Origin of the sequence: Vallitalea guaymasensis, from assembly GCF_018141425.1 — a bacterium.
GTDB lineage: Bacteria > Bacillota > Clostridia > Lachnospirales > Vallitaleaceae > Vallitalea > Vallitalea guaymasensis.
The window spans coordinates 857,997-883,465 of the sequence record NZ_CP058561.1 but is presented as its reverse complement, the minus strand read 5'-3'; the positions used below and the strand labels follow the sequence as shown (position 1 = coordinate 883,465).

The 25,469-nt window shown below is 30.3% G+C and carries 23 protein-coding genes; all 23 read left to right on the top strand.

Translation table 11 applies throughout. The features are described from left to right. Window positions 1–215: 215 nt before the first annotated feature. The 23 genes from HYG85_RS03950 (at window position 216) to HYG85_RS03840 (ending at window position 25,412) form a co-directional block, all read left to right on the top strand. Window positions 216–938 (top strand): NUDIX hydrolase, encoded by a 723-nt coding sequence (locus tag HYG85_RS03950; protein WP_212692378.1) that lies wholly within the window; start codon window positions 216–218, stop codon window positions 936–938. Further along, window positions 916–1,611: a nicotinamide riboside transporter PnuC gene (gene pnuC, locus HYG85_RS03945; protein WP_212693695.1), complete on the top strand. Its 696-nt coding sequence runs from the start codon at window positions 916–918 to the stop codon at window positions 1,609–1,611. The genes HYG85_RS03950 and pnuC overlap by 23 nt, the downstream gene beginning before the upstream one ends. Further along, window positions 1,601–2,638 (top strand): multifunctional transcriptional regulator/nicotinamide-nucleotide adenylyltransferase/ribosylnicotinamide kinase NadR, encoded by a 1,038-nt coding sequence (gene nadR / locus HYG85_RS03940; protein WP_212692377.1) that lies wholly within the window; start codon window positions 1,601–1,603, stop codon window positions 2,636–2,638. The genes pnuC and nadR overlap by 11 nt, the downstream gene beginning before the upstream one ends. Before the next feature lie 537 nt (window positions 2,639–3,175). Next, entirely contained in the window at window positions 3,176–5,221 is a 2,046-nt protein-coding gene (locus HYG85_RS03935; protein WP_212692376.1) for a hypothetical protein, read from the top strand. 439 nt (window positions 5,222–5,660) lie between these two features. Then, complete coding sequence (locus tag HYG85_RS03930) at window positions 5,661–7,724, top strand: hypothetical protein (RefSeq protein WP_212692375.1); 2,064 nt, start codon at window positions 5,661–5,663, stop codon at window positions 7,722–7,724. Between the two features lie 164 nt (window positions 7,725–7,888). Next, window positions 7,889–11,059, top strand: a complete 3,171-nt coding sequence (locus HYG85_RS03925; RefSeq protein ID WP_212692374.1) for a DEAD/DEAH box helicase — start codon at window positions 7,889–7,891, stop codon at window positions 11,057–11,059. Between the two features lie 105 nt (window positions 11,060–11,164). Next, a complete protein-coding gene (locus HYG85_RS03920) occupies window positions 11,165–12,019 on the top strand; it encodes an ABC transporter ATP-binding protein (protein WP_212692373.1) in 855 nt (284 codons plus the stop codon). Further along, on the top strand, window positions 12,012–12,665 hold the full coding sequence (locus tag HYG85_RS03915; RefSeq protein WP_212692372.1) for an ABC-2 transporter permease: 654 nt from the start codon (window positions 12,012–12,014) through the stop codon (window positions 12,663–12,665). Before HYG85_RS03920 ends, HYG85_RS03915 begins: the two co-directional genes overlap by 8 nt. Then, window positions 12,662–13,030, top strand: coding sequence for a GntR family transcriptional regulator (locus HYG85_RS03910; RefSeq protein WP_202975164.1), 369 nt, complete (start codon window positions 12,662–12,664; stop codon window positions 13,028–13,030). The genes HYG85_RS03915 and HYG85_RS03910 overlap by 4 nt, the downstream gene beginning before the upstream one ends. Before the next feature lie 236 nt (window positions 13,031–13,266). After that, entirely contained in the window at window positions 13,267–14,187 is a 921-nt protein-coding gene (locus tag HYG85_RS03905) for a DMT family transporter (protein ID WP_212692371.1), read from the top strand. A 60-nt stretch (window positions 14,188–14,247) separates the two neighbouring features. Further along, window positions 14,248–15,120 carry a mechanosensitive ion channel family protein gene (locus HYG85_RS03900; protein ID WP_212692370.1) on the top strand — a complete coding sequence of 291 codons (873 nt, stop codon included), beginning with the start codon at window positions 14,248–14,250 and terminating at the stop codon, window positions 15,118–15,120. An 84-nt stretch (window positions 15,121–15,204) separates the two neighbouring features. After that, window positions 15,205–15,426, top strand: a complete 222-nt coding sequence (locus HYG85_RS03895) for a YdbC family protein (protein WP_113671777.1) — start codon at window positions 15,205–15,207, stop codon at window positions 15,424–15,426. Window positions 15,427–15,575: 149 nt separating this feature from the next. Continuing rightward, a complete protein-coding gene (locus tag HYG85_RS03890) occupies window positions 15,576–16,184 on the top strand; it encodes a nucleoside/nucleotide kinase family protein (RefSeq protein ID WP_212692369.1) in 609 nt (202 codons plus the stop codon). Between the two features lie 6 nt (window positions 16,185–16,190). Beyond that, on the top strand, window positions 16,191–17,000 hold the full coding sequence (locus HYG85_RS03885; protein ID WP_212692368.1) for a hypothetical protein: 810 nt from the start codon (window positions 16,191–16,193) through the stop codon (window positions 16,998–17,000). A 40-nt stretch (window positions 17,001–17,040) separates the two neighbouring features. Beyond that, window positions 17,041–17,520 (top strand): ribosomal-processing cysteine protease Prp, encoded by a 480-nt coding sequence (locus HYG85_RS03880; RefSeq protein ID WP_212692367.1) that lies wholly within the window; start codon window positions 17,041–17,043, stop codon window positions 17,518–17,520. Between the two features lie 342 nt (window positions 17,521–17,862). Beyond that, window positions 17,863–18,768, top strand: coding sequence for a hypothetical protein (locus HYG85_RS03875; RefSeq protein WP_212692366.1), 906 nt, complete (start codon window positions 17,863–17,865; stop codon window positions 18,766–18,768). A gap of 363 nt (window positions 18,769–19,131) precedes the next feature. Further along, complete coding sequence (locus HYG85_RS03870; protein WP_244971271.1) at window positions 19,132–19,311, top strand: ribbon-helix-helix protein, CopG family; 180 nt, start codon at window positions 19,132–19,134, stop codon at window positions 19,309–19,311. 107 nt (window positions 19,312–19,418) lie between these two features. Then, window positions 19,419–19,595 carry a ribbon-helix-helix domain-containing protein gene (locus HYG85_RS03865; RefSeq protein ID WP_244971270.1) on the top strand — a complete coding sequence of 59 codons (177 nt, stop codon included), beginning with the start codon at window positions 19,419–19,421 and terminating at the stop codon, window positions 19,593–19,595. Window positions 19,596–19,714: 119 nt separating this feature from the next. Further along, on the top strand, window positions 19,715–19,891 hold the full coding sequence (locus HYG85_RS03860; RefSeq protein ID WP_212692364.1) for a hypothetical protein: 177 nt from the start codon (window positions 19,715–19,717) through the stop codon (window positions 19,889–19,891). A gap of 308 nt (window positions 19,892–20,199) precedes the next feature. Continuing rightward, on the top strand, window positions 20,200–20,394 hold the full coding sequence (locus HYG85_RS03855; protein WP_212692363.1) for a DUF4250 domain-containing protein: 195 nt from the start codon (window positions 20,200–20,202) through the stop codon (window positions 20,392–20,394). 214 nt (window positions 20,395–20,608) lie between these two features. After that, window positions 20,609–22,417 (top strand): ABC transporter ATP-binding protein, encoded by a 1,809-nt coding sequence (locus tag HYG85_RS03850; protein ID WP_212692362.1) that lies wholly within the window; start codon window positions 20,609–20,611, stop codon window positions 22,415–22,417. Further along, entirely contained in the window at window positions 22,410–24,143 is a 1,734-nt protein-coding gene (locus tag HYG85_RS03845) for an ABC transporter ATP-binding protein (RefSeq protein ID WP_212692361.1), read from the top strand. The genes HYG85_RS03850 and HYG85_RS03845 overlap by 8 nt, the downstream gene beginning before the upstream one ends. Window positions 24,144–24,293: 150 nt before the next feature. After that, window positions 24,294–25,412: an aldo/keto reductase gene (locus tag HYG85_RS03840; protein ID WP_212692360.1), complete on the top strand. Its 1,119-nt coding sequence runs from the start codon at window positions 24,294–24,296 to the stop codon at window positions 25,410–25,412. Window positions 25,413–25,469: the final 57 nt, after the last annotated feature.

Genomic DNA, 25,469 nt, shown 5'->3' with positions numbered 1-25,469 from the left:
AAAGATAGGTTAGAATATAAAGTAATAGATTAAGGATAACATTTAATAGTTTGATGAAAATTTGTCAATTATTGAAGGTTATCCTTTTTTATTGAATGTATAATTTGTTATGAAAATTATTAATAAATGTTGACTTAGTAGTAAAAGTATACTATTATAAAGATGGTTAGTATAAATATACTACTAACTACCTTTTAGAAAGGAGAGCCATTTGTATGAATGAAGAAAATCATGAACAAGAATTTTTGAATACTTATAATAAAGAACAGTATGAAAAACCTTCCGTGACAGTTGATTTGTTGATTTTTACAATAGAAGATGATGAGTTGAAGATTGTTTTAATTAGAAGAAATGAGATGCCTTATAAAGATTCCTTAGCATTGCCAGGAGTATTCGTAAGAATTGATGAAACATTGGAGGAAGCAGCATACAGGACAATCAAGGAAGAGATAGGTAGTTGTGACATCTATTTAGAACAGCTATTCACATGGGGGGATATAGAGCGTGACCCTAGGATGAGAATTATATCAATCTCTTATATGGCTATAGTATCACCCCATAAGCTTAAGTTAGTTAAAGGAGAGAGAGTTTCAGAAGTCAAGCTCTATTCAGTTAATAAGCTTATTGATACTAAGGAAAAATTAGCCTTTGACCATATGAAGATGATTAAATACGCTATAGAGAGAATTAAAAACAAAGTAGCATATACCAAGATAGCTTTTGAATTTGTTGAAGAGGAATTTACGTTACCTCAGTTACAGAAGGTATATGAGATACTACTTAACAAAACGTTATATAAGGCTAATTTTCGAAACAAGATAAAGGAATTAGTTGAAGAGACAGATAAGATGACAGAAAAACAACCACATAGACCAAGCAAATATTATAGATTGAGGGAGACAGAATATGAACAGAATAAAGGAATTTTTAAAAGATGAGCTGACAGGATGGAAAAAATGGGAAGTAATATGGATGGTATTAGCAGTTGCAGTAATAGTATCACTATCATTGTATTGGGGGGATAATGCAAGAGGTATTATTGCAGGAGTTACTGGTGTTGTTTGTGTAATACTAACTGGAAAGGGTAAAATGAGTTGTTACATATTTGGGCTAGTGAATACAATTCTCTATGCATGGATTGCTTTTGAAGTAAAATATTATGGCGAAGTTATGTTGAATGGATTATATTACGTACCTATGCAATTTGTAGGATGGTTCATGTGGAAGAAACATATGAACAAAGAAACAAAGGAAGTTGAGAAAACAAAACTAACTGTAAAATGGGAAGTTATTCTACTACTTATATCAGCTGCTTGTATATATGGTTATGGACTTGTATTGAAAAGTTTAGGAGGTAATCTTCCTTTCTTTGATAGTATCTCTACTTGCCTTAGTATAGTTGCTATGATTTTAAGTGTTAGAAGATTAATGGAACAGTGGATAATATGGATTGTTGTAGATTTAGTAACTGTATATATGTGGGTGATTGATTATATTAATGGTGGAACAGATATTGCAACTTTACTCATGTGGATTGTCTATCTTCTTAATGCTGTTTTCATGTTCATTAAATGGTTTAAGGAGAGTAGGAGGATAAATAATGAAATATAATGTTGGAATGTACGGAGGTTCCTTTGATCCATTACATATAGGTCATATTCATGATATTATTAGAGCTGCATCAATGTGTAAGGAATTGTATGTAGTAATCAGTTGGTGTAAAGGAAGAGAATCAACGACTAAAGAGCTTCGTTACAGGTGGATAAATGATTGTTGTAGGCATCTATCCAATATAGAGATTATTTTGATAGAAGATGAAGCTGTTGATAAAGAGGCTTATAATACTGGTTACTATTGGGAGAAAGGTGCCAAAGATATAAAAAGAGCAATAGCTAAACCTATTGATGCAGTATTCTGTGGTACAGATTATCTAGGTACAAATAGATTTGAAAGCCTTTATTCTCCTGAAAGTGATGTAGTATATTTTGATAGAAATGAAGTACCAGTAAGTTCAACAAATATTAGAAAATGGGTATTTGATAACTGGGATTACATACCCAAAGTTTGTAGACCTTATTATACAAGAAAAGTATTGATTGTTGGAGGTGAGAGTACAGGAAAATCAACCTTGGTCCGTAACCTTGCTCTAGCCTATAATACAAATTATGTAGAGGAAGTTGGACGAGATATCTGTGAATTTGCTGGAAGTGAAGAATTAATGATAATGGAAGATTTTCACGAAATACTCTTGCGTCACAAAGTCAAGGAAATGGATGCAATCAAGGATAGCAATAAAATACTCTTTGTTGATACTGACTCAATTACTACATTGTTTTATTCAAGATTTCTCTTGACTGAGAAGGAAGAAATTACTAAATGCACGTCATTGGCAGATGCAATCACTAATATTAATGAATTTGATTTGATACTATTCCTTGAACCAACTGTAGAGTTTGTACAGGATGGAACACGAAGTGAGATTATTGAAGCTGACCGTGAGAAATATAGTAATCAAATAAAGAAATTATTAGATATGCATAGCTTCAGATATAACTGCATTTCAGGGGATTATGTTGAAAGATTCAATGAAGCTAAGAATTTGATAGAAGAGTATTTGGGTATTGATACTAGATGGTAAGGTTGTCAAGAATTAGTGGTAAAAATTAAATTTATATAAGAAGAAGATTTAAGCTGAATAAAATTTATCAGTCTAAATCTTCTTTTTTTATGTTGTAGATAGATTCTGCTTTTTAAAGATAAGCATTTTGTTAATTAAATTAATTATCAAATATGTATCTTAATACAATTCTTAATTAAATTAAAACGTTACAACACATTAGTTTTTGTAATAAATCAATAGCAACATTTTAAATACAAAATATCAGGAATATTTAGGAAAATGCTTGATTAAATGTTTTGTATATTTACCGATAAAGTGTAAAAAAATAGAATATTATAAATTTTGCCATTGACTTGTGTAGCGAAATGTGATTCAATAAACGTGTAAATACTACAAAAAATCAAAATAAATAATAACTTTGGTTGGTTATATGTAGCATTTACTTAAAATATAGTATTGAAAGAAAGGAGGAGCGATTAATAACAGAATGTACTAAATATTGTATTGGTTTTGATATTTACTAAAATTTGACTTGAAAATCAGGAGGTAATTACAATGAAAAAAATATTAATTTTATGTTTTACTATTTTACTAGCAACTTCGTTTATTAATAATAATATGGTCTATGCCTTTTCAACTAATCCCATAGAGGATATTGGAGATTCTATTGGTATAGATGATTCAGGAATAAGTGTTGAGAATCATCCAAAAGAACAAATAGCAGAAAAAACCATTAAGGGAATGTGGAAAGCGGCTAATACTAAATCCGTTGTTAAATTTAGTGCAAAAGGACCAAGCTCTGTATTGAAAGTAGGAGGCAAGTTACTAAAACTACTATTACCTTTAATATCTGCTGCTTGTGAGAAACATGCTATTGAGCATGGTGGGGAGCTGGAGTTTCTAAATTACATAGCACCAAATTTCGATGATGATACATTTGACATTATAGCTTATGACCCTTATTCAACGAAAGGCAGATATATAGGTGATCTTGAATCATCTAATACAGAAACTATTTTTCGTGTGAAAGTATATTCAGAGTTTTCACCTAATAATCCAGTTGAATATTCTTTGAAAAATCTTCAGAAAATAAATATACCTAGTAGATCATCTATGGAAAACATGATTCTTGAATTTTATACGGCGGATAATGATACCCCTTTTGAGAAAGTTCTTCTTCCAGCAAACAAGGATAATAAGAATTATGGGATATGTTTAACGAAAACTAAATCAAAGAATTACACCTATTATTTAGCTAAAGAAACAGAATTGAAATTTAATACTTTTATGGTAGATAACGTATTAGTACCTATTTATACCAAGAAAGGATTTTTATTTGATGAAGATGTAAAAAAATTGTGGAATAGTATGAGCGAAATAGATAGAACTATTTATGGAAAACTTGTTCGTGAACATGCCAAGGTGGTGGATAAAGCTGATATAACCAGATCAAGATTTAATGAAAATTATATCTTAAGCTTGTGGCAAGATCCAAAAAGTCTTTTACGAGGAAATACTATGTTCATCCATGGTAATAATTATTATTCAAATTTCAGCGAAAATACGGAAAAAATACTGGTTGATAAGAATGGGGATGAAAAACCTAATCTAGGATTACATTTTAACGAGAACGGAAAAGCATCTTATCAAATATACATTCCAAAAACAGGAGCTTATGAATTAAGTTATATCTTCAAACATAGTGAGGCAGTTAATTTTACAGTTAAAAACTTACTTGGTGGAGAAATTGTTTACAGTATGGAAGCAGACCGTACAGAAGATGGACAACCTCATATAAAAGTAAGTGTTCCAAGAGAAATCAATATTGATCAAGGGGTACTTTATATAGAGATAGAAGGTAGTAATTTTGATCTTAATTGTATGGTTCTTAAATATGTTGGAAATAAAGATGAAGAAAGACTTAAATATCTTCAAATGTCCTATGAGATAATTGACTTATATGTAGCAAATGCTATTGACTTAATGAATAGAAAGACTGCAAGTCAAGAAGAAATCCAATATGCTATCGACTCAGCCAACTATGTTAAAGAAAATATGATACTAGTAAGAACACAAAGTCTGTTAGATGCAGGTTATTCTTCTGACGAAGATCTTATGAGTCAGATAGGTGTCAGGATGCAAGATTTAGATGATAGAATAAAACAAGCTAATTCCCAATTAGAGAGTTTGAGAAAAGACATTATATTAGTTATAGAAGGAGAAAAACCATTTGAAAACATGACTAGTATGAGAATTGACCAAATAGGAGGAGCTGGAGTTTTCACAAGCAAAGATTTTGATTCTGGAAAATTCACTGTTGCTAGATATAAAGTAACAATTCCAAGGTCAGGATATTACACACCAAATTATTTTATTGCCAACTTCAACAACTTTTCATATATTAACGTTGTAGATGAAAATGGTAGAACTTTTGATTCTTTTGCAGTTAGCAAAACATGTAGCTATTGGAAATGGGAATTTGAAAAGATGGAAGGAACTAGAGAGTATTTTGAAGCTGGAGACACATATATTGGTGTTTGTTGTACCAGTAAAAGCTTTGTGCTAGATAAAATACAATTAGTATATGATAAGAATCAATAATAATAAAAATTAAAGACATATAGAGATGGCAGGTAATACTATCATCTCTATATGTTTTTTTAATTTAAAGCATTAATTATATTTTAATTTTATAAAATTACTAATTTTTGTATATCGTACATAAATATTAAGGAAAATTAAAGAAAATACTTAAATAAACATTATGAAAATAAAGGGAAAATGTATCGAATAATAGAATATTTCAAAAATAAATGTTGACTTACGGATTAGAATATGATTAAATTAATATGTAAAAAATTACAAATACTACAAAAAATGTGAATTTAGTAATAACTTGTAATGGATGGGATTATATGTAGTATTTGTGTATGAGAGGTAGGGTTCTGAAGAAGGGAGGTAGGATAATTTTATACAGTAATAAGTCTGAAAAATTTGAAGAGTATAAAAATATAAATGGAATTTCAGGGAGGTAATTACAATGAAAAAAATAATATTAGTATCGTGTTTAGCTGTTTTGCTAGCAACTTCGAGTTCTATCCCATTTATTAATAATAATATAGTCTATGCTTTTTCAACCAATCCTATAGAGGATATTGGAATTTCCATAGGTATAGATGATGAAGAAATAAGTATTGAAAATCATTCAACAGAACAAATAGCTGAAAAGACCATTAAAGGGGTATGGAAAGCTGCTAATACTCAAGCTACTGTTACTTTTAGTCCAAAAGGACCAAGTTCTGTATTGAAAGTAGCAGCTAATGTACTTGAAACATTGTTGCCTTTAATAGCTGATGCTTGTGAAGGATATAGTATTGAACATGGTGGACAGATCGAGTATCTCAATTACATTTCGCCAGATTTTGATAATAATAAATTTGACATTATCGCTTATGACCCTTATTCAACAGAAGGAAGATATATAGGAGATATCGAATCTACTAACACAGATACGATTTTTCGTGTGAAAATATATCCAGAGTTTTCAGCTAATAATCCTGTAGAGTATTCTTTGAAAAATCTTGAGAAAATAACTATACCAAGTAAAGCAACTATGGAGAACTTGGTTCTTGAATTTTATACACCCGATAATGATACACCTTTTGAAAGAGTTCTTCTTTCAGCAAATAAGGATAATAAGAATTATGGAATATGTTTAACAAAAACTAATTCTGAAAACTATACATATTATTTGACTAAGGAAACAGATAGAAAATTCAATACTTTTATGGTAGATAAAATATTGGCACCATTATATACTAACAATGGTCATCTGTGGAACAATCAAGTAGAAGAATTATGGGATGGTTTTACCCAAGATGAGAGAGAGGATTATGGACCACTTATTCTTGAACATGCCAAGGTGGTAGATAAAACCGCTATAAATAGATTAACAATTAATGAAGATTATGCCTTGTGTCTGTGGCAAGATCCAAAATGGCTTCTACGAGGAAATACGATGTTTATTTTTGGAAATAATTATTATTCAAACTTCAGCGAAAATACGGAAAAGATACTTGTTAATGATAATGGGGAGGAAAAACCTAATCTAGGATTACATTTCAACGAGAACGGAAAAGCCTCTTACCAAATATACATTCCCAAAACAGGAACTTATGAATTAAGTTATATCTTCAAACATAGTGATCCAGTCAATTTTACAGTTAAAAACTTATATGATGGAGAAGTTGTTTACAGTATGGAGGCAGATGGTACAGAAGATGGACAACCTCATGTTAAAGTAAGTGTTCCAAGAGAAATTGACATAGATCATGGGGTACTTAATATTGAGGTAGAGGGAAGTAATTTTGATTATAAGTGTATGATTCTTAGATATATTGGAAATAAAGAAGAAGAAAGAGCGAAATATCTTCAAACAGCTTATGATTCAATAAGCTCATATGTAGCAAATGCTATTGACTTAATGGATAGAAAAACTGCAAGTCAAGAAGAAATTGAGTATGCTATCAACTCAGCTAACTATGTCAAAGAAAATATGATATTAGTTAAAAAACAGAGTCTGTTAGATGCAGGTTACTCCCCAGATGAATCACTTATGCAGGATATAGATGTTAAAATACAAGATTTGGATAATAGAATAGAACAAGCGTATTCTCAGTTAGAGAGTTATGGAAACGATATCATATTAGTTATAGAAGGAGAAGACCCATATGAAAATTTAACTAGTATGAGAATTGACCAAGGAGGAGGAGTTGGAGTTTTCACAAGTGAGGATTTTGATAATGGAAGATTTACCGTTGCTAGATATAAAGTAACAATTCCTGAATCAGGTTATTACATACCAAATTATTTTATTGCCAATTTCAACGATTATTCACTTATTAACGTTGTAGATGAAAATGGTAGGACTTTTGATTCTTTATATGTTCCCAATACATGTGATATATGGACTTGGGAAGTTGAAAAGATGGAAGGAACAAGAGAGTATTTTGAAGCAGGAGACACTTATATTGGTGTTTGTTGTACTAGAAATAGCTTTATGTTAGACAAAATACAATTGGTGTATGATGAAAACCAAGAATAATATAAGTTAAAGACATATAGAGATGACAGGTTGGTACTGTCATCTCTATATTTTCTTTAGAGCTTATCATAATTTATATCAATCATTTCATATTAAAACTTTTCGTGATAAAATGAATACCATGAGTTAAGTACTATAAACAAAAGATTAAAGAGGTAATTGAAATGATACAAGGAATATATGAACAATTAATAAACAAAGAAATTGAGAACAAGATAGCTCATTTAGAAGAATTAAATCAGTATTCGCAGAAAAAGTCCATTGATGAAGCAGAGGCACACTTGATATTATCCAAATATATCGAAGAAGTAGTAAGAAAAGCATTGATATTCATTCGAGAAGATAATCGAAAGGATAGAAAAGATAAAAGAAACTTGGTATATCAAATAGAGTTGTGTAATCGTTTGATTCAACTATTATCTGATAATCTTGATTTGGAGACATTCAACAATTACAAAGTATCTGAAACATCAGAACTACTATTATCAATCTATTCAACATTAAACACTGCATCAACAGTAAATGATAAACTGTTGCCAGTTCGTCCAGCTACGTCTATTGCAACAAGTTCTCTTTTTACAGGGTCAGTAAAAGAGCCAGATCTAGTATCAGAATTAAAAAAAGAGATTCAATCTAGTGACCGTATTGATATGTTGATTTCATTTATTAAATGGAGTGGGTTAAGATTAATATTTGATGAGTTGAAGAAATTTACTAAGGATGGAAATAAAAAGGTACGAATTATTACCACCTGTTACATGGGAGCTACAGATGCAGGAGCTATTGAGAAGTTAGCCAAGTTACCTAATGTGGAGATAAAGATATCCTATGAAACCAAACGTACCAGATTGCACGCCAAGTCATACTTATTCTACCGAGATTCGGGATTCACAACTGCATATATTGGTTCGTCCAATATGTCAAAAGTTGCAATGACAAGTGGACTTGAATGGAATCTCAAGGTAAGTGAAAAGGATTCATTTGATGTTGTGAGGAAGTTTCAAGCAACTTTTGAAAGTTATTGGAACAGCTATGATTTTGAATCATTTATATCAGGTAGTGAAGCTCATAAGGAAAAACTGAAGTCAGCCATTTTAAAAGAACGTAGGGGGGATTATGATAATAATATGACCTCATCCATGACTTTTTTTGATATTAGACCCCATGCCTATCAGCAAGATATTCTTAATACTTTACAAGCTGAACGTGAAATTTTTGGCAAGTACAAGAATCTCGTTGTTGCAGCAACAGGTGTTGGAAAAACTGTTATTGCCGCATTCGATTTCAAGCAATACTATAAAAAAAATCCTAATGCTAAATTGTTGTTCATTGCTCATCGTGAAGAAATATTAAAACAAGCAATGGATACATTTCGAGGCATATTGAAAGAACCTGATTTTGGAGAGTTGTTAACTGGTAACAGTAAACCAGACTCTTTAGATCATTTATTTGTTACAATACAGTCATTCAATAGTCAAAAGTTAATTAGTAAGACCACATCAGATTTTTATAATTTTATTATAATAGATGAATTTCATCATAGTGCTTCCAATTCTTATGGAACCTTACTGAGCTACTATGAGCCAAATATTTTGTTAGGTTTAACTGCTACACCTGAACGTATGGATGGTAAGAATATTTTAGAAATCTTTGATGGTCACATAGCTTCAGAGATGCGACTTCCTGAAGCTATTGACCATAAATTGTTATCACCATTTCATTATTTTTGTGTATCAGATGACATTGATTTATCAGGACTAAAATGGACCAACGGAGGTTATCAGGTCAGTGACCTTACCAATCTCTATAAAATCAATCATGAAAAACGTATTCGTACCGTTTTAAATAGTATGGAGAGATATTTAACGGATTTTGATGATTTAAAAGCGCTTGGATTCTGTGTTAGTGTAGAACATGCAGAGTTCATGACAAAATCATTTAATGATTATGGGATAGAGGCTATTTCAGTTACAGGTAAAACCGATAAAAACCTTCGTAATCAAGCTAAAAACAAGTTGAAATCAGGTCAGATTAAAATAATATTTACAGTTGATGTTTATAATGAAGGTGTGGATATTCAAGAAGTAAATACTGTTTTGTTTCTACGACCTACACAAAGTTTAACTGTTTTCTTACAACAGCTTGGTCGTGGACTTAGACATGCTGAAAATAAAGAATGTTTGACCGTATTGGATTATGTTGGAAGAGCTCATGAAAAATATAACTATGAAGAAAGATTCAGAGCCTTGATTCATAAATCAAAACGTTCTGTTAGAGATTCAATAGGGGACGAGATTCTAAGTCTGCCACGAGGATGTCATATAAAAATGGAAAAGCTAGCTAAGGAGTATATTCTTAGTAATATTCGTAACGCTACTATTAATAAAAATGCTATTATTAGCCGAATCAGAACTTATCAGACAGAAACAAATTGCCCATTGACCCTAAGAAACTTTTTAAAATATCATGATATGAGTTTGATTGATTTTTATGGTAAGTCAGGCAATAGAAGTCTTTATTCATTGGAATGTATTGCGTTGAATAAAACTATGGATTCAAGTTATGATATGACCATGGTTAAGAGATTTAAAAACTTATTCTATATGGATAGTAAACGGTTGTTAAGTATAGGTATCAAGTATTTTTGTGGTGATATGGAAGAAATTATAGATACTAAGGTTAAAGCTATTTTTTACTATAGTTTTTATAATAAAACTCCAGATAATGAAGGGTTTAAATGTATGAATGATGGTTTAAACAAGATTCGTAAAAATAAGATGTTATGCGAAGAGATAATAGAGATTCTAACATATCAATACGTGCATATTAGTTTTGTAGATAACCATCAGCAAATGAATATTGATAGTCCTCTTGACGTGCATTGTACATATACTTCTAATCAAATACTAGCAGGTCTTGGGTATTATAATGAAGTCTTAATGCCTGCTTTTAGAGAAGGAGTATTGCATATTGAAAAAGGTAATACAGACATATTTTTGATTACACTTAATAAAAGTGATAAAGATTTCTCAGAAGTGACTATGTATGAAGATTATCCTATCAATAATAATCTTTTCCACTGGCAAACACAGAATAGAATATCTGAATCAACACCTACAGCACAACGTTATATCAACCATATAAAAAACAATCATGATATTTTATTATTTGTTCGTGAATATAAGAAATGTGATGGTATTGTAAGTCCATTTATTTTTATGGGAAAAGCAAAATATGTTTCTCATAGTGGGTCAAAACCTATGAGTTTCATATGGAAATTAGAAGATGATATGCCAGCTAGATTCTTGGAAGAAAATGTTAATCTAGCAAATTAGAATTGAATAATAATTAGAAACGAAGAACCGTTGAGTTGACAAATCCAAATTAAAGTGATATATTGTGTATACACAACAAGCACAATATTGAAGGGGGTTTGTAGTATGCTAGCGTTAAAAGTTGAGAAATTGAACAAAAAATATGAAAAATTTCACCTTGAAGATATCTCATTCAAGTTAGAAAAAGGCTATATCATGGGATTCATCGGCAGTAATGGGGCTGGAAAAACGACAACACTTAAATCAATCTTAAATATGGTTCATATAGATAGTGGTGAAATATCAATTTTGGGCAAGAACTTTATTGAAAATGAAATTATATTGAAGCAGGATATTGGTTATATCTTTGGCGGTGTAGATTTCTATATGAAAAGTAAAGTCAAGAATGTAACCAATGTTATCAAGAGATTTTATACTAATTGGAATGAGGACATATATACTTATTATCTTAAAAGATTTAAACTAGATCCAGACAAGAAGATATCTGAATTGTCAGAAGGGATGAAGGTAAAGTATTCATTGGCTATTGCCCTATCCCATAATGCCAAATTATTTATACTTGATGAACCGACTAGTGGACTAGATCCTGTAGCGAGGGATAATATACTTGACGTATTTCAAGAATTAGTCGAAGATGGTGAGAGAAGTATACTATTCTCTACTCATATTACATCTGACTTAGAAAAATGTGCAGACTATATTACTTATATTAATAACGGTAAAATTGTTGCCAGTAAGACGAAAGATGATTTCATTGATTCATATAGGATTGTAAATGGCTCTTTGGATCAGTTAGATAATATAAAAAGAGATTTGATTTCTTATAAAATAAATTCTTTTGGCTTTACGGGTTTAATTAAAACTGACAGATTTAGTGAAACTGATGGAGTACGTGTTAAAGCACCTAGTTTAGAAGATATTATGATATATTATGCGAAGAAGGAGGATGATGATGAATAATTTACTGTATAAAGACTTTAAATTGGGAATTAGTCCTTTTTTCTACTTTTTGCCAGTGTTAACAGGTGCGTTGATGCTTATCCCAGGATGGCTGTATTTCATTGTACTTATGTATTTTTGTTTTATAACCATACCTAATATATTTGCAACATATAAGACTCAAAATGATCTCATGCTATCAATTATGATGCCTGTGACTAAAAAGAATATAGTTAAATCTAGAATGCTATCAGTAATTACATTAGAGCTACTCCACATTATAATTGCAGTTTTCTATGCAATCATTAATAAAAATCTATATAATAGCGCAACATATATATTCCTTGAACCTAACATTGCATTCTTTGGGCTTGTATTCATCATGTTTGCATTGTTCAATATAATATTCTTTCCAATGTTCTATAAAACGGCTTATAAATACGGTGCCCCTGCGATTGTATCAAATGCTGCTATTATAATATTTGCATCAGTAGTAGAACTACTTGCTCTGTTTAATCCAAGTATAAATATGTATCTAAAAGGACCTGATGCAAATAGTATATATTTACAAATGGGTATTCTTGGTGGAGGGGTTATAATATTTATCATATCAGCAATAATAGCATATAAAATATCAGTTAAGAGATTTGGTAAGGTAGACATATGATAAATGTTGAGATATCTAATACATCTGAAAAACCTATCTACCAACAGTTGTTTGAACAAATTAGTTCACAGATCATTAAAGGCGATTTGAAAAGTAACTATGGCCTGCCACCAATAAGAACAGCTGCAAAAGAATTACGAATCAGCATAATTACAGTCAAAAAAGCATGGGAAGCACTTGAACGACAGGGATTTATTTATACTATTACTGGGCGTGGATGCTTTGTTGCAGAATTAACAGCTAAAGAAATAGAAGATAAAAGAGATGAGTTAACACATAAGCAAATGGCAAAAGATATTCGGTACTATAAGGAATTAGGTCTTTCGTTATCAGAGATAACTGAATTGGTTAAAAAACACTATTAATATAGAAGATAAAAGACTTCATTATATCTATCCGCTTAATATAGGCGGGTAGTTTTTTGTTTTTGTCTTATCTTTAATACTTGAAACATGAAATAGTGCATGAACAAAATTAACAAAATACTTTTTACTGGTTATATATGAGTACAGAAAATGTTATACTGGAAGAAATAAAAATTAATATGAAACAAGATGAAAAATAATTCAGTAGCACTAAACAACTAAAGGAAGGTAGAATTATGGCAGAGAAAGAGAGATATTTACCATATTTGGCTGGCACAGGAATGGCTTTAATATTTGGATTTTCTTTTTTATTCACGAAAGAAGCACTATCTGAAATTGATCCATTTCATTTACTGGCTTTTAGATTTGGTATAGCAGTAATTTTATTAACAATTATGAGGATAGCTAAAGTAATTAGAGTTGAATATAAAGGAAAAGCGATACATAAACTGATAGCAATTGGATTGACACAACCAGTAGCTTACTTCATATGTGAAATTTTTGGTATTAAGCTAACTAATTCCTCAGAAGCTGGAATGATGATAGCTCTAATACCTATTGTAGTAACAATATTAGCGGTGATATTCTTAAAAGAGTTTCCAAGTAGGATTCAAATAATCTTTGTGGGATTATCCGTTATAGGAGCGATTTTTATTATTGTTATGAAGAGTAGTGAAATTGGTTCTAATATTATGGGGATATTATTACTTTTATTAGCCGTATTATTTGGTTCTATATTTAATGTGTTATCACGAAAATTTTCAACGGACTTCAGACCAGTGGAAATGACTTATACAATGATGTGGATTGGTGCAATAACCTTCAATGGAATTGCTATAATACAACATCTAATGAAAGGTGAAATATCCAATTATTTTGTACCTTTAATGAATGTTAAAGTAGTTATAGCAGTACTGTATTTAGGAATACTATCGTCAGTTATAGCATTCTTTTTAATAAATTATACGTTAGCTAAAATTGAAGCATCTAGAGCTGCTGTTTTCGCAAACCTATCAAGCGTAACATCAATAATTGCTGGAGTGTTAATTAGAAATGAACCATTTTACTGGTATCAGATTGTTGGAGCTGTTATGATTTTATCTGGAGTTTGGGGGACTAATTATTTTGGAAGTAAAAGGAATAGAAAAAGATTATAGTATAACATAGAGGCATTAATAACTAAAATATATAAGGTTGAAAGGAGTTTTACTGAAGGAATGGATACGATTTGGAATTATATAAATGATAATCAAGCTTTGATAAAAATTTTATGGACCATAATAGCTTTTGTGCTTATTATGTTAATCATTCGATTAATTAATCGTATTATTTATTCAACTAATAATGAAAACAATAAATATTATAAAGCTAGAAAAAGAGTTTACTATTTTTTTAGTACAGTTTTTATTATAGTATGTGTATTTCTTTGGTCAGATGATACAGCTAATCTAACAACCTATTTGGGTCTTGTGTCAGCTGGTGTTGCCATAACATTAAAAGATCTATTTGTAAATATGGTAGCTTGGCTTTTCATAATTATTAAAAAACCTATTAAAGCAGGTGATAGGATTAGTATTAATGAACAAAAAGGAGATGTTATTGATATTAGAATGTTCCAATTCAGCCTAATGGAGATATCTTCTTATGAAAATGGTGAGCAAAGTACAGGAAGAATATTGATTATCCCAAATCACTTTATATTTATACATGGAATAGTAAACTATGATAAAGGATTTAAATATATTTGGAATGAAATTAACGTACTTATCACGTTTGAAAGTAATTGGGAAAAAGCTAAAACAATATTGACTGATATCGGCAATAAACATTCATTGCATTTATCAGAAAAAGCGGCTAGAATGGTAGAACAAGCCAAAAAACAATATATGATTCATTATAAGAATCTCACACCAATTGTGTATACAGATGTTAAAGAAAGTGGAGTACAATTAACAATAAGATATTTGTGTGTGCCACGTCTAAGAAGGAATACTATAAACGATATATGGGAAGATATTCTTCATGCTTTTGGTAACGAAATAGATATTGAATTAGCTTATCCAACAATGAGGATTAATTATAATAAATGATTCTAAAAATATCTAGGTACTGGTAAAAGCACTTTTAACATTGAAATACATTTAGTATAAAATAAAATGCAGGAGGAAAACAATATGCCAAACATTAAATATGAAATAAAAGAAACAGTAGGTATTTTATCTGAGAATAACAAAGGATGGGCAAAAGAATTAAATTTAATTAGCTGGAATGATAGAGAACCCAAGTATGATTTAAGAGATTGGGGTCCTGAACATGAAAAGATGGGTAAGGGAGTAACTCTTTCTAGAGATGAATTGAAAAAACTTAAAGAGTTACTTAATGAGTTGGATTTATAAAACTATAGTATATTAAAGCTATGGAATTTTAACAATTCTATAGCTTAGTTATTATTGTGTCGGGAATTATGTTATAATGAAATTAAAGTTGTATTAGTGTAGTATATTTAATCTAGATGCAGAAAATTATAAGATGGGGGCTCATATATATGAATGAAAATAAGTATGTAATTGCAATAAGTGGTATTTCTGGTTCTGGCAAAAGTACGTTAACAAAGAAGATTGCAAAATTATTAGATAACTCTACATTCATTATGTTTGATGATTATCAAGAAAAAACATCTTATCCAAACGAGATGTTTACTGGGAATGGAAAAGAATTAGACCTTAATAAATTGGAGAGCAATTGTTTCTTTAATGATTTAGATGAATTATTGGACGATAAAAATATTATTAATCCTAAAAGTAGAGAGATAAAAACGGCAGAATATATTATTATAGATTGGAATTTTGGAAGGTCTCACGACAGAGTAAGGAAACATGTTGACCAAGTATTCTTTGTTGATGTACCTTTTGATATTGCACTATCGAGAAAAATTTTACGAAATATAGAAGTAGATTTAAAGAACAATAAACCTCATGAGAAAATAGATATAATTAAAAGTAATCTCAATATGTATTTAGATGGTTTTAGATCTGCTAATATTAAGATCTATGAAAAAGTTAAAAGTGAGAGTGATATAATACTTGATGGAAATAAAACAATTAATGAATTAACCGATGAAATAATGGGGAAGTTAGAAAAATTAAAAGGGTGATTAATTATGTGTACAAGTTTTGCTTGTTACAATAAAACACCAATATATGGAATGAATTTTGATTATAATGATGTAAAACTAAAGTTTGATATTGTTAATGAAAATAGTATCAATATTTTTCAATTAATGTTTCAGATAGATGGTGAATATGTACCTACTGCTGGTTTTAATAGCAATGGTGTTTTTGGAGCCGCTCAAGTTATGGTTTCTGATATTAAAATATTTTCTAATAATAGTGATAATTTCATAGAGCCATTTGATGTTTATAAAAAAGCAATGGAAAAGGCAAGTAAGATTGAATATATTATTGAAGACGTAATTGGACAAAAGAAATTAAATTATTGTGGGCAGTTAAAAGGACATCAGTTGTATGCGGACAAGTATGGTCATGCAGTTATTATTGAGCCAAGCTTAGATGGAAATTCATTTTTGATATCAGATGAAAAAGATGTTGTAATGACTAATTTTTCAAATAGTGAATTGCTTAATAGAGATATCAATAGTATTAACGGATTTGGAATTGATAGATATATTACTGCTACAAATATAATTAATAGTGTAGAAGAGGAGTTTGATTACAACCTGGCATTTGAAGTATTGAAAAAAACTCAGTTATCTAAAGGGCAATTTACTACACAATGTTCAATGGTAATTAATCAAGAATCCATGGATATATTCATTTGCATAAGAAGAGATTTTAATAAAATCTGGAGATTATCACTTATGGATAAAACAATTGAAACTTATAGGGGATTCAAAAGGTATAAGAAAGTGTTAATTGACCAAAATGGTGTGACGGAAATAGATTTGGTATAATTCCTTTAAAAACAATTATGAGATGGAAAGGAAGTAAATAATGAAGAACTTGAAATTTCTAGTTATATCAGTAATCATAGTTTTAGTACTTGTAAGTTGTAATCAAAATAAGCCTCAATATTGTGTGCAAGTAAAAGAGAATGAATTAAATATAGTTGACTATAAAGATTCTGAAGGGGTCAAGGCTATATTCTTCTATGATAAAAATAAAATACTATATAAATTCATTGTTTACGGGTCAACTGATTATGGTGAATACGGTGAAGATATTATTGCATCAGCTATATCTGCATTGAGCATTAATACAGTAAATTCTATTTCAGAATATACAAGTGTAAAATTTGAGAATCAAAGTTCTGAATTATATGGTAAACCCTATTTAGATTGTTGTGTTAATACTTTTGAGAGTAATGAAGAAAAAGATCAATACATTTTATTAGTCAAATCTTTGCTTTTGGGATTAACTAGTATTGAAGAGGAATATGGGAGTGAGTATTTAGAGGTTATAGAAGTTTATTAAAGTATTCAAATAAATTACGGCGCAGAACAAGATTAAAGAGATTCTATCTCTTTTTTTAATGTAGTAAAGTAACTTATGTTAAAAATTATATGTATTCATAATAAATTAAATAAATGAATTCATGTAGAGTTAGTTATAATTTTAAGATATAGAATGACAAAGATATAGTTATTATAATTTGAAATAATTAAAAATATGTAAGATAAAAAATATATTATATTATTTTGAAAAATAAAGTATTTTATGGTTAAATGTAAGTTGAAGTAGTGAAATAAAAGTGATAAAATATATAGTTAGTGGTAGATTATGATTTTGTAAACATATATAATAGGAGGCTATACTATGATAAATTCTAAGAAAACATTATTTTATTTCTTTTTTATCTTATGCATAATACTTAACACAGCTTGTTCATCTTCTTACAATCAAAGCAACAAAACAATTAATCAAAATAGTACAGTAAAAGATGTTTCTCAGGTAAATGAGTCAAAGCAAGAAGAAACAGAAATTAAAGTAGAAGAGCAAGTGATATTAGAACAAGGTGATATCATCATAACTTTAAAATCTCTTCAATTAGATGGTATGTTTGGTACAGCACTAAAAGTGCTTGTAGAAAATAACTCACAAAATTCAATTACTGTTCAGATTCGTGATTCTTCTATTAATGGTGTAATGGTAGATACTTTGTTTTCATGTGAAGTAGGTTCAAATAAAAAAGCAAATGATGAAATTATATTTAGTCGAACAGATATTGAACAAGCAGGGATAGACATAATAAAAGATTTTGAATTCAGATTTCATGTATTTGATTCGCAGACTTGGGATGGAATCTTTGACTCTGAAATAGTTACAATAGAAACAAATGCTGATTCGTCATATCTACAAAAGTATAATGATAGTGGAACTGTAGTCCTAGAGGACAAAGGTTTCAAAATTGTTATGAAAAGAGTAGATAGTACAAAAAGTTTTTGGGGTGCAGATGTTCACGTATATATAGAAAATAATAGCGATACAGATGCTACCATCCAAGCTAGAGATGTATCAATTAATGGATTTATGGTTAATCCTATTTTTTCAAGTAAAGTGTTGGCTGGAAAAAAATCTTATGATACCATTACTTTTCTTGAAAGTGAATTACTGGAAAATGATATAGATAGCATAGATGAAATGGAATTAAGTTTTCATATCTTTAATACTAATGGATGGGATGGTATTTTTGATTCGCCTAAAATTTCTGTTACATTTTAATTTCTGTTGATAGTAATAAAACAGCAAATTTTAGGAAGTTAATTGTCGTAGATGGACAATTTAAACTAAGTGATGTTATAAAGATTTTCAAGGGAGAAATAAGAAGATAATTACAAATAATAAAGATTCATAAAGAAGACCATATTAAATAAAAGGTGAAGTCTATACTGAACAAAATTTAAGTGTAAATGATGTGTTGAATTATTCAAAGCATGTTGTTGAAAAATATTCTGATATGAAGAACGAAGTTACATATAAAATAAGGTATTTAAAATGTTAAAAGATTTATTTAGATTAAAATAGTACTTTAATTATTGGCAGACATGAATTATAATAAAATTGTCAGCCAACAAATAAAGGGAGGTGGTTATTATATCTAAAAAAGTTGGTAGACCTTTTTCTGAAAATCCTAAAGATATACGTCTTACTATAAGATTAGATAAAGAACATTATGAAATCTTAGAGGAATATTCAAATGCTAATAAAATTAGTAAAAATGAAGCTGTAAGGAATAGCATTAGGAAGTTAAAGAAAAAGGATTGAAAAAAAGAGGTATGATTGTAATATAATCCACAGTATTTTTTACCTTGACATTTTGGGCTACATATTATATAGTTATTATGGGCTACAAAATAATAGGAGGTGAATACGTGCCTAAAAAAGTGGGCAGACCAACTGATAATCCTAAAGGCAAATCAATACATGTTCGGCTAGATAAAAAAAGTGAAGAAATACTTGAGAAGTATTGTAATGAATATCAAGTGAATAGAGCCGAAAGTATTAGACGAGGAATAGGTAAGTTGGAAAGCGACTTAAAAAACAAATAAAAAGAAGCGGTGAACGCCCGGTAAGCTATACACCACTTCTTACATCCCACTATCAAGAATAGAGGTAAATCTATTATACCCTGTTTACGATAGTAATTCAAGAATGGAGGTATGATTTTATGGTAGATATCACTGAAAAATTTAATTATTTTGCAGTAAAAATGTTAGATGCAACTTATAGAGATTTTATTAATACAGACGTGGAATACCAAGAATTAGATTGCTACCTAGATAATAACAAGCATAGATTTGAAACAATAATTAATTCCTTAATGAGGAAGATAGGAAGTTTGTAAAAGAATACATAACTAAACAATCCGATAAATTAACATGTGCTAATCAATGTTTATACATAGCGAGTTACAAAGATTGCATAGGACTATTAAAACTCCTAGGTGTAATATAAAAAATAATAGTCTAACTATACATTAATTAAGCGAATAAAAAACATGTCACTTATAAATTTAAAGCTGACATGTTTTTTTCTAACTTACTTGCACTATAACCTAAACATAAAACCTAAAATAATATTGACTTACCCCACACAATATCATATCATAATAAAAAGCTATAAATTACACTTCAACAAGGCAGGTGAACTAAAATGGATAAACAAAAGCTATTATCTATGGATCCATACATATTATTAAGTATAATTAATATGAAATTAAGAGATGAATTCAGTTCTTTAGAGGATTTATGCAGTAACTATGGAATGAAGGCTGAAGAACTTGAAAATAAATTAAATAGTATAGAATATAGATACAACCAGCAAACCAACCAATTCACAGGAATCTAGAGTACAAGGGGATTGAAAAAACATTTAAAATAGTTTAATTCAATCAAATCTCTAGTTGAAAAAATAAGAATTTAGGTTTATAATAATTACTGACTAAATTTACCAAAGAGAAAAAATATAGCTAACTTATTCAGCTTATATTTTTTTTGGGAATTAAGTTAGATATATCTAACATTTTATTAAAATAAATTATAATAGGAGGATGAACAACAGTATGGCAAAAAATAAAAAAACATTTATTTTAAAAAGGTTTACACCTTATATGGGCAAGAAAAAAGCTCTATTGCCCTTATCATTAGTATTGTCTGGAGTATCAGCAGGACTTAACATTTTACCTTTTGTTCTTGTATGGTATATAGTACGTGATATACTATCATCGCCACAATCCATTGATATGTCAAATGTAGGCTTTTATGCGTGGATTGCTTTTGCAAGTGCAATAGGAGGAATAGTAGTATATTTTTGCGCACTATTAAGCTCGCATCTTGCTGCATTTCGTGTAGAGGTAGGAATGCAAAAAGTTGGTATGGAAAAGATAATATCTATGCCTCTTGGTTTTTTTGATAATAATTCAAGTGGAAAAATACGAAAGATTGTCAATGATGGAGCAGGAACAACACATTCATTTTTAGCACATCAGCTACCGGATATGGCAGGTAGTATCGTTTCACCAATTATACTTATAGCCTTGATTTTCATAGTGGACTGGAGAATGGGTATTGCTTCTCTAATTCCGATTATTCTAGGTTTTATAACAATGAAGTTCATGTCAACCACTGTAGGTAAAGAATTTCAAAGAAAATATTATGATTCATTGGAGGAAATGAGTTCGGAATCAGTGGAATATATTAGAGGTATTCCAGTTGTAAAAACCTTTGGTCAGAGTATATTTTCTTTCAAACGATTCTATAACAGTATAATTAAATATAAAGAGATGGTTCTTGCATACACTCTTCTTTGGAGAAGACCAATGTCTTTTTACATTGTAATCATGCAAGCAGCAGCATTCTTTTTAGTTCCCATGGCTATCTTTTTGATAGGAAGAGGAGAGAATCTTCCACTTGTACTAGCCGACTTTATTTTTTACATTCTTATATCTCCTATATTCACTATGCTATTGATGAAATCAATGCATTTTCAGCAAAATACGTTGATTGCCCAGCAAGCTATTGATAGACTAGATAATCTCTTAGAATATCCTAACATGAGCTATTCCAGTAATGAAAAAAATATAAAAGATCATAGTTTAGAGTTCAAGGACGTAGTATTTTCTTATGAAGGTAGCGATAAACGTGCTATAGATAAGATCAGCTTCAAATTGAATCAAGGTGAAACTATAGCGCTTGTAGGAGCTTCTGGAGGAGGAAAAACGACTATTGCTAGATTAGCAGCCCGTTTTTGGGATGCAGATGAAGGGGAAATATTAATAGGAGGAATTAATGTTAAAGATATTCCTAAAAAAGAACTTATGGACAATATTTCATTTGTTTTTCAGAGTACCAAGCTTTTTAAAGGTTCATTAAGAGAAAACATAATCTTTGGTAAAGAAAATGTAGGAGAAAAAGAAGTAAATAGAGCAATTGATTTCTCACAATCCAGAGATATCATAGATAATCTAGAAGATGGACTTGACACTGTAATAGGATCAAAAGGAACATATCTCTCAGGAGGAGAACAACAAAGAATTGCACTTGCAAGGGCAATTGTGAAGAATGCCCCTATTGTATTGTTAGATGAGGCTACCGCTTTTGCAGATCCTGAAAATGAACATCTAATACAAAAAGCCTTAAAAGAGGTCAGCCGTGATAAAACTACTTTAATGATTGCTCATCGTCTTACAAGTGTACAGAATGTAGATAGAATATTGGTTATAGAAGATGGTAGAATCATAGAATCAGGAAAACACGGTGAACTTATTAAGAAAAATGGTACATATAAGAAAATGTGGGATGAATACCAGACCTCTATAGCATGGAAGATTAAAACTGAAGAATATGTAAAAGGGGGAAGACAATATGCTTAAATATTTTCAGAATAAATATGCAATGTCTGAAAAAGGTGCAAAAGACCTTCTAAGATCAATAATTTGGACTGTAATAATGGAAATTAGTTTTATGGTTCCTGTAGTCCTTAGTTTCAAGTTTTTAGATGAATATATGAGTATCCTTTTGAACTCTTCAAATAGCCAGAAGAACAGTATTCTTTATTACGTTATTATGTCTGTAGCCTTTTTCATAGTAATGTTTGTTATTGCTTATTTTCAATATGATTCAGCTTACACCAAAATCTATGAAGAGAGTGCAAGAAGACGTATTAGTCTAGCTGAAACACTAAGGAAATTACCATTAGCTTTCTTTGGTAAAAAGGATATTGCTGACCTTAGTTCAACAATAATGGAAGATGCTACACAGGTAGAATTGCTTTTTTCACATTCAGTGCCTCAAATATATGCATCAATATTAACTGTTGTAATTATGGGAATTATGTTGTTTTTTTATAATTGGAGGCTGTCTATTGCAGTATTTTGGGTAGTTCCAGTTGCAGCTTTGGTATTTTATCTGTCCAAGAAGTTTCAAGATAAAATGCATTATAAGCTTTATAATATAAAAAGAGATATATCAGATAAAATTCAAGAAGGACTTGATTCAGCTCATGAAATAAAATCCTACAACAGAGAAGAAGCTTATTCTGATAATCTTAATTCAAAATTGGATAATTATGAAAAACATCTTATTAAAGGAGAACTTTTGATAGGTGCTTTTATCAACTTGTCTTATGTATTATTAAAGCTAGGACTTCCAAGTGTTATACTATATGGAGCTTATCTGTTATCAACAGGGTCTATAAATATTTTTACGTATCTTGTATTTCTTGTAGTTTCTGCACGTATTTATAACCCTATAATGGATGTAATGAATAATTTTGCATTGCTTATCTTTCTAAACGTTCGGATTAAACGTATGAAAGAGATGGATGAAATGCCAAGACAAGAAGGAAAAACTGAGTTTTATCCTAAGAACTATGATATAAAATTTAAAAATGTAGACTTTTCTTATCAAGACGGTGTGCAAACATTGAAGAATGTAAGCTTTATAGCTAAGCAGGGTGAGGTGACAGCGCTAGTAGGACCTTCAGGTGGAGGTAAAAGTACACTAGCAAAGCTGGCTGCAAGATTCTGGGATATAGATAGAGGTACTATTACCTTGGGTGGAGAAGATATATCACAAGTTGATCCAGAGACTCTTCTAGACAATTATTCTATAGTATTTCAGGATGTAACACTTTTTAATTCAAGTGTCATGGATAACATCCGTATTGGTAAGAAAGATGCTACTGATGCTGAAGTAATTGCTGCAGCTAAGCTTGCTAGGTGTCATGAGTTCATTAATAAGCTTCCAGAAGGATATGATACCTTGATAGGTGAAAATGGAGAGAGGTTATCAGGAGGAGAAAGACAGCGTATATCAATAGCTAGAGCAATGTTAAAAGACACTCCTATCATCTTGCTTGATGAGGCTACAGCATCCCTTGATACTGAGAATGAGAGTAAAATTCAAAATGCCTTAAGTGAACTTATAAAAAACAAAACAGTTCTAATTATTGCTCACCGTATGAGAACTGTTTCAGGAGCTGATAAAATCGTGGTTATCAAAGACGGTTCTATAGTGGAAACAGGTACACCTTCACAGTTAGAAGAGCAACAAGGAATATTTGCATCTATGGTAAAAACACAGTATCAAAGTAATTAATTATATAATACTTTATAGAGAATAATAGTATTAATAAAAAATCATAGCTTATCTTATAAAAACCTTGACTTAGAGTTAACTCTAGCAGTTATACTAACTCTTGTAATCATGAGGACATTTTTAAGTTGGCTATGGAAGGAGTTATATATTATGATCTATAAAGAATATGGAAATACTGGGAAAAAAGTGTCAGCAGTTGGTTTTGGAGGTATGAGATTTGACGAATCAAGGTCACTAGAAGAAAATGCAGAGTTGGTTCGTTATGCTAACAGTAAAGGAATCAACTATTTTGATACAGCACCAGGCTATTGCAATGATACCAGTGAATTAATATATGGTGAGGCTTTTAAAGATATGCCAGGGCAATTCTATGTTTCAACAAAAGGGATGCCTACAAAATTAGATACAGCAGAAAAAGCAATTGCGGCGGTAAAACGATCAATTGAACGATTAGGTGTTAAAAAAATAGATTTTTATCATATTTGGTGTATTAGAAAACTTGAACATTATGAGCTTGCAATGAAGCCAGGTGGACAATATGAAGGACTTCTTCAATGTCAAAAAGAAGGTCTCATTGATCACATTGTGTTATCTTCTCATCAAACAGGGAACGAAGTAAGTAAAATCTTGAATGATGGGAAGATAGATGGAATATTATTAGGAGTGAATATACTTAACTTCACTTATCGTTGGGAAGGTGTCCAGACTGCATATGATATGGGGTATGGTGTTGTAGCTATGAATCCATTGGCTGGTGGAGCCATACCCACTCATGAGAAGGAGCTTAGTTTCTTAGCAGAAGGAAATGGCTCAGCAACTGAAGCGGCATTGAGATTCGTAATATCATGTCCCCAGATTTCAGTTGCGTTAAATGGATTTACGAACAAAGAGCATATAGATATGGCATGCAGGATTGCTGATGAGGCAAAACCAATGTCAGATCAAGAATTAGAAAGAATCAGAAAAATGGTAAGTCAATCAATGAATGAAGCCTGTACTGGTTGTGGCTATTGTGATAAATGTCCAAAAGGTATACCTATACCAAGTTTTATGCAATTATATAATGAGAAGCATGTTTTCCATAAATCTGATGAACAGATGAAAAATATCTTGAATGACTCTTTTGAATGGGGTATTCTAGCTGGTAAAAGAGGTTTGGAAAGTGAATGTATAGAATGTGGACTATGTGAAAGAGAATGTACACAACATCTACCTATCATTGAACGATTAAAAGAAATAAGTATGTGGGCTGGTAATCAGGACAGTTAAGCTTTATAATATAATTGGTTTGTTGATATTTAATGCACATAAAATGCAATGCTTCCA

Bases quoted from the DNA above. Each gene is read 5' to 3' on its own strand.
- HYG85_RS03890 (WP_212692369.1), top strand. From the start codon at position 15,576: ATGAATGAAAATAAGTATGTAATTGCAATAAGTGGTATTTCTGGTTCT.
- HYG85_RS03900 (WP_212692370.1), top strand. From the start codon at position 14,248: ATGGATACGATTTGGAATTATATAAATGATAATCAAGCTTTGATAAAA.
- HYG85_RS03840 (WP_212692360.1), top strand. From the start codon at position 24,294: ATGATCTATAAAGAATATGGAAATACTGGGAAAAAAGTGTCAGCAGTT.
- HYG85_RS03920 (WP_212692373.1), top strand. From the start codon at position 11,165: ATGCTAGCGTTAAAAGTTGAGAAATTGAACAAAAAATATGAAAAATTT.
- HYG85_RS03930 (WP_212692375.1), top strand. From the start codon at position 5,661: ATGAAAAAAATAATATTAGTATCGTGTTTAGCTGTTTTGCTAGCAACT.
- HYG85_RS03905 (WP_212692371.1), top strand. From the start codon at position 13,267: ATGGCAGAGAAAGAGAGATATTTACCATATTTGGCTGGCACAGGAATG.
- HYG85_RS03895 (WP_113671777.1), top strand. From the start codon at position 15,205: ATGCCAAACATTAAATATGAAATAAAAGAAACAGTAGGTATTTTATCT.
- HYG85_RS03880 (WP_212692367.1), top strand. From the start codon at position 17,041: ATGAAGAACTTGAAATTTCTAGTTATATCAGTAATCATAGTTTTAGTA.
- HYG85_RS03915 (WP_212692372.1), top strand. From the start codon at position 12,012: ATGAATAATTTACTGTATAAAGACTTTAAATTGGGAATTAGTCCTTTT.
- HYG85_RS03910 (WP_202975164.1), top strand. From the start codon at position 12,662: ATGATAAATGTTGAGATATCTAATACATCTGAAAAACCTATCTACCAA.
- nadR (WP_212692377.1), top strand. From the start codon at position 1,601: ATGAAATATAATGTTGGAATGTACGGAGGTTCCTTTGATCCATTACAT.
- HYG85_RS03925 (WP_212692374.1), top strand. From the start codon at position 7,889: ATGATACAAGGAATATATGAACAATTAATAAACAAAGAAATTGAGAAC.
- HYG85_RS03845 (WP_212692361.1), top strand. From the start codon at position 22,410: ATGCTTAAATATTTTCAGAATAAATATGCAATGTCTGAAAAAGGTGCA.
- HYG85_RS03860 (WP_212692364.1), top strand. From the start codon at position 19,715: ATGGTAGATATCACTGAAAAATTTAATTATTTTGCAGTAAAAATGTTA.
- HYG85_RS03850 (WP_212692362.1), top strand. From the start codon at position 20,609: ATGGCAAAAAATAAAAAAACATTTATTTTAAAAAGGTTTACACCTTAT.
- HYG85_RS03885 (WP_212692368.1), top strand. From the start codon at position 16,191: ATGTGTACAAGTTTTGCTTGTTACAATAAAACACCAATATATGGAATG.
- HYG85_RS03950 (WP_212692378.1), top strand. From the start codon at position 216: ATGAATGAAGAAAATCATGAACAAGAATTTTTGAATACTTATAATAAA.
- HYG85_RS03935 (WP_212692376.1), top strand. From the start codon at position 3,176: ATGAAAAAAATATTAATTTTATGTTTTACTATTTTACTAGCAACTTCG.
- HYG85_RS03855 (WP_212692363.1), top strand. From the start codon at position 20,200: ATGGATAAACAAAAGCTATTATCTATGGATCCATACATATTATTAAGT.
- HYG85_RS03875 (WP_212692366.1), top strand. From the start codon at position 17,863: ATGATAAATTCTAAGAAAACATTATTTTATTTCTTTTTTATCTTATGC.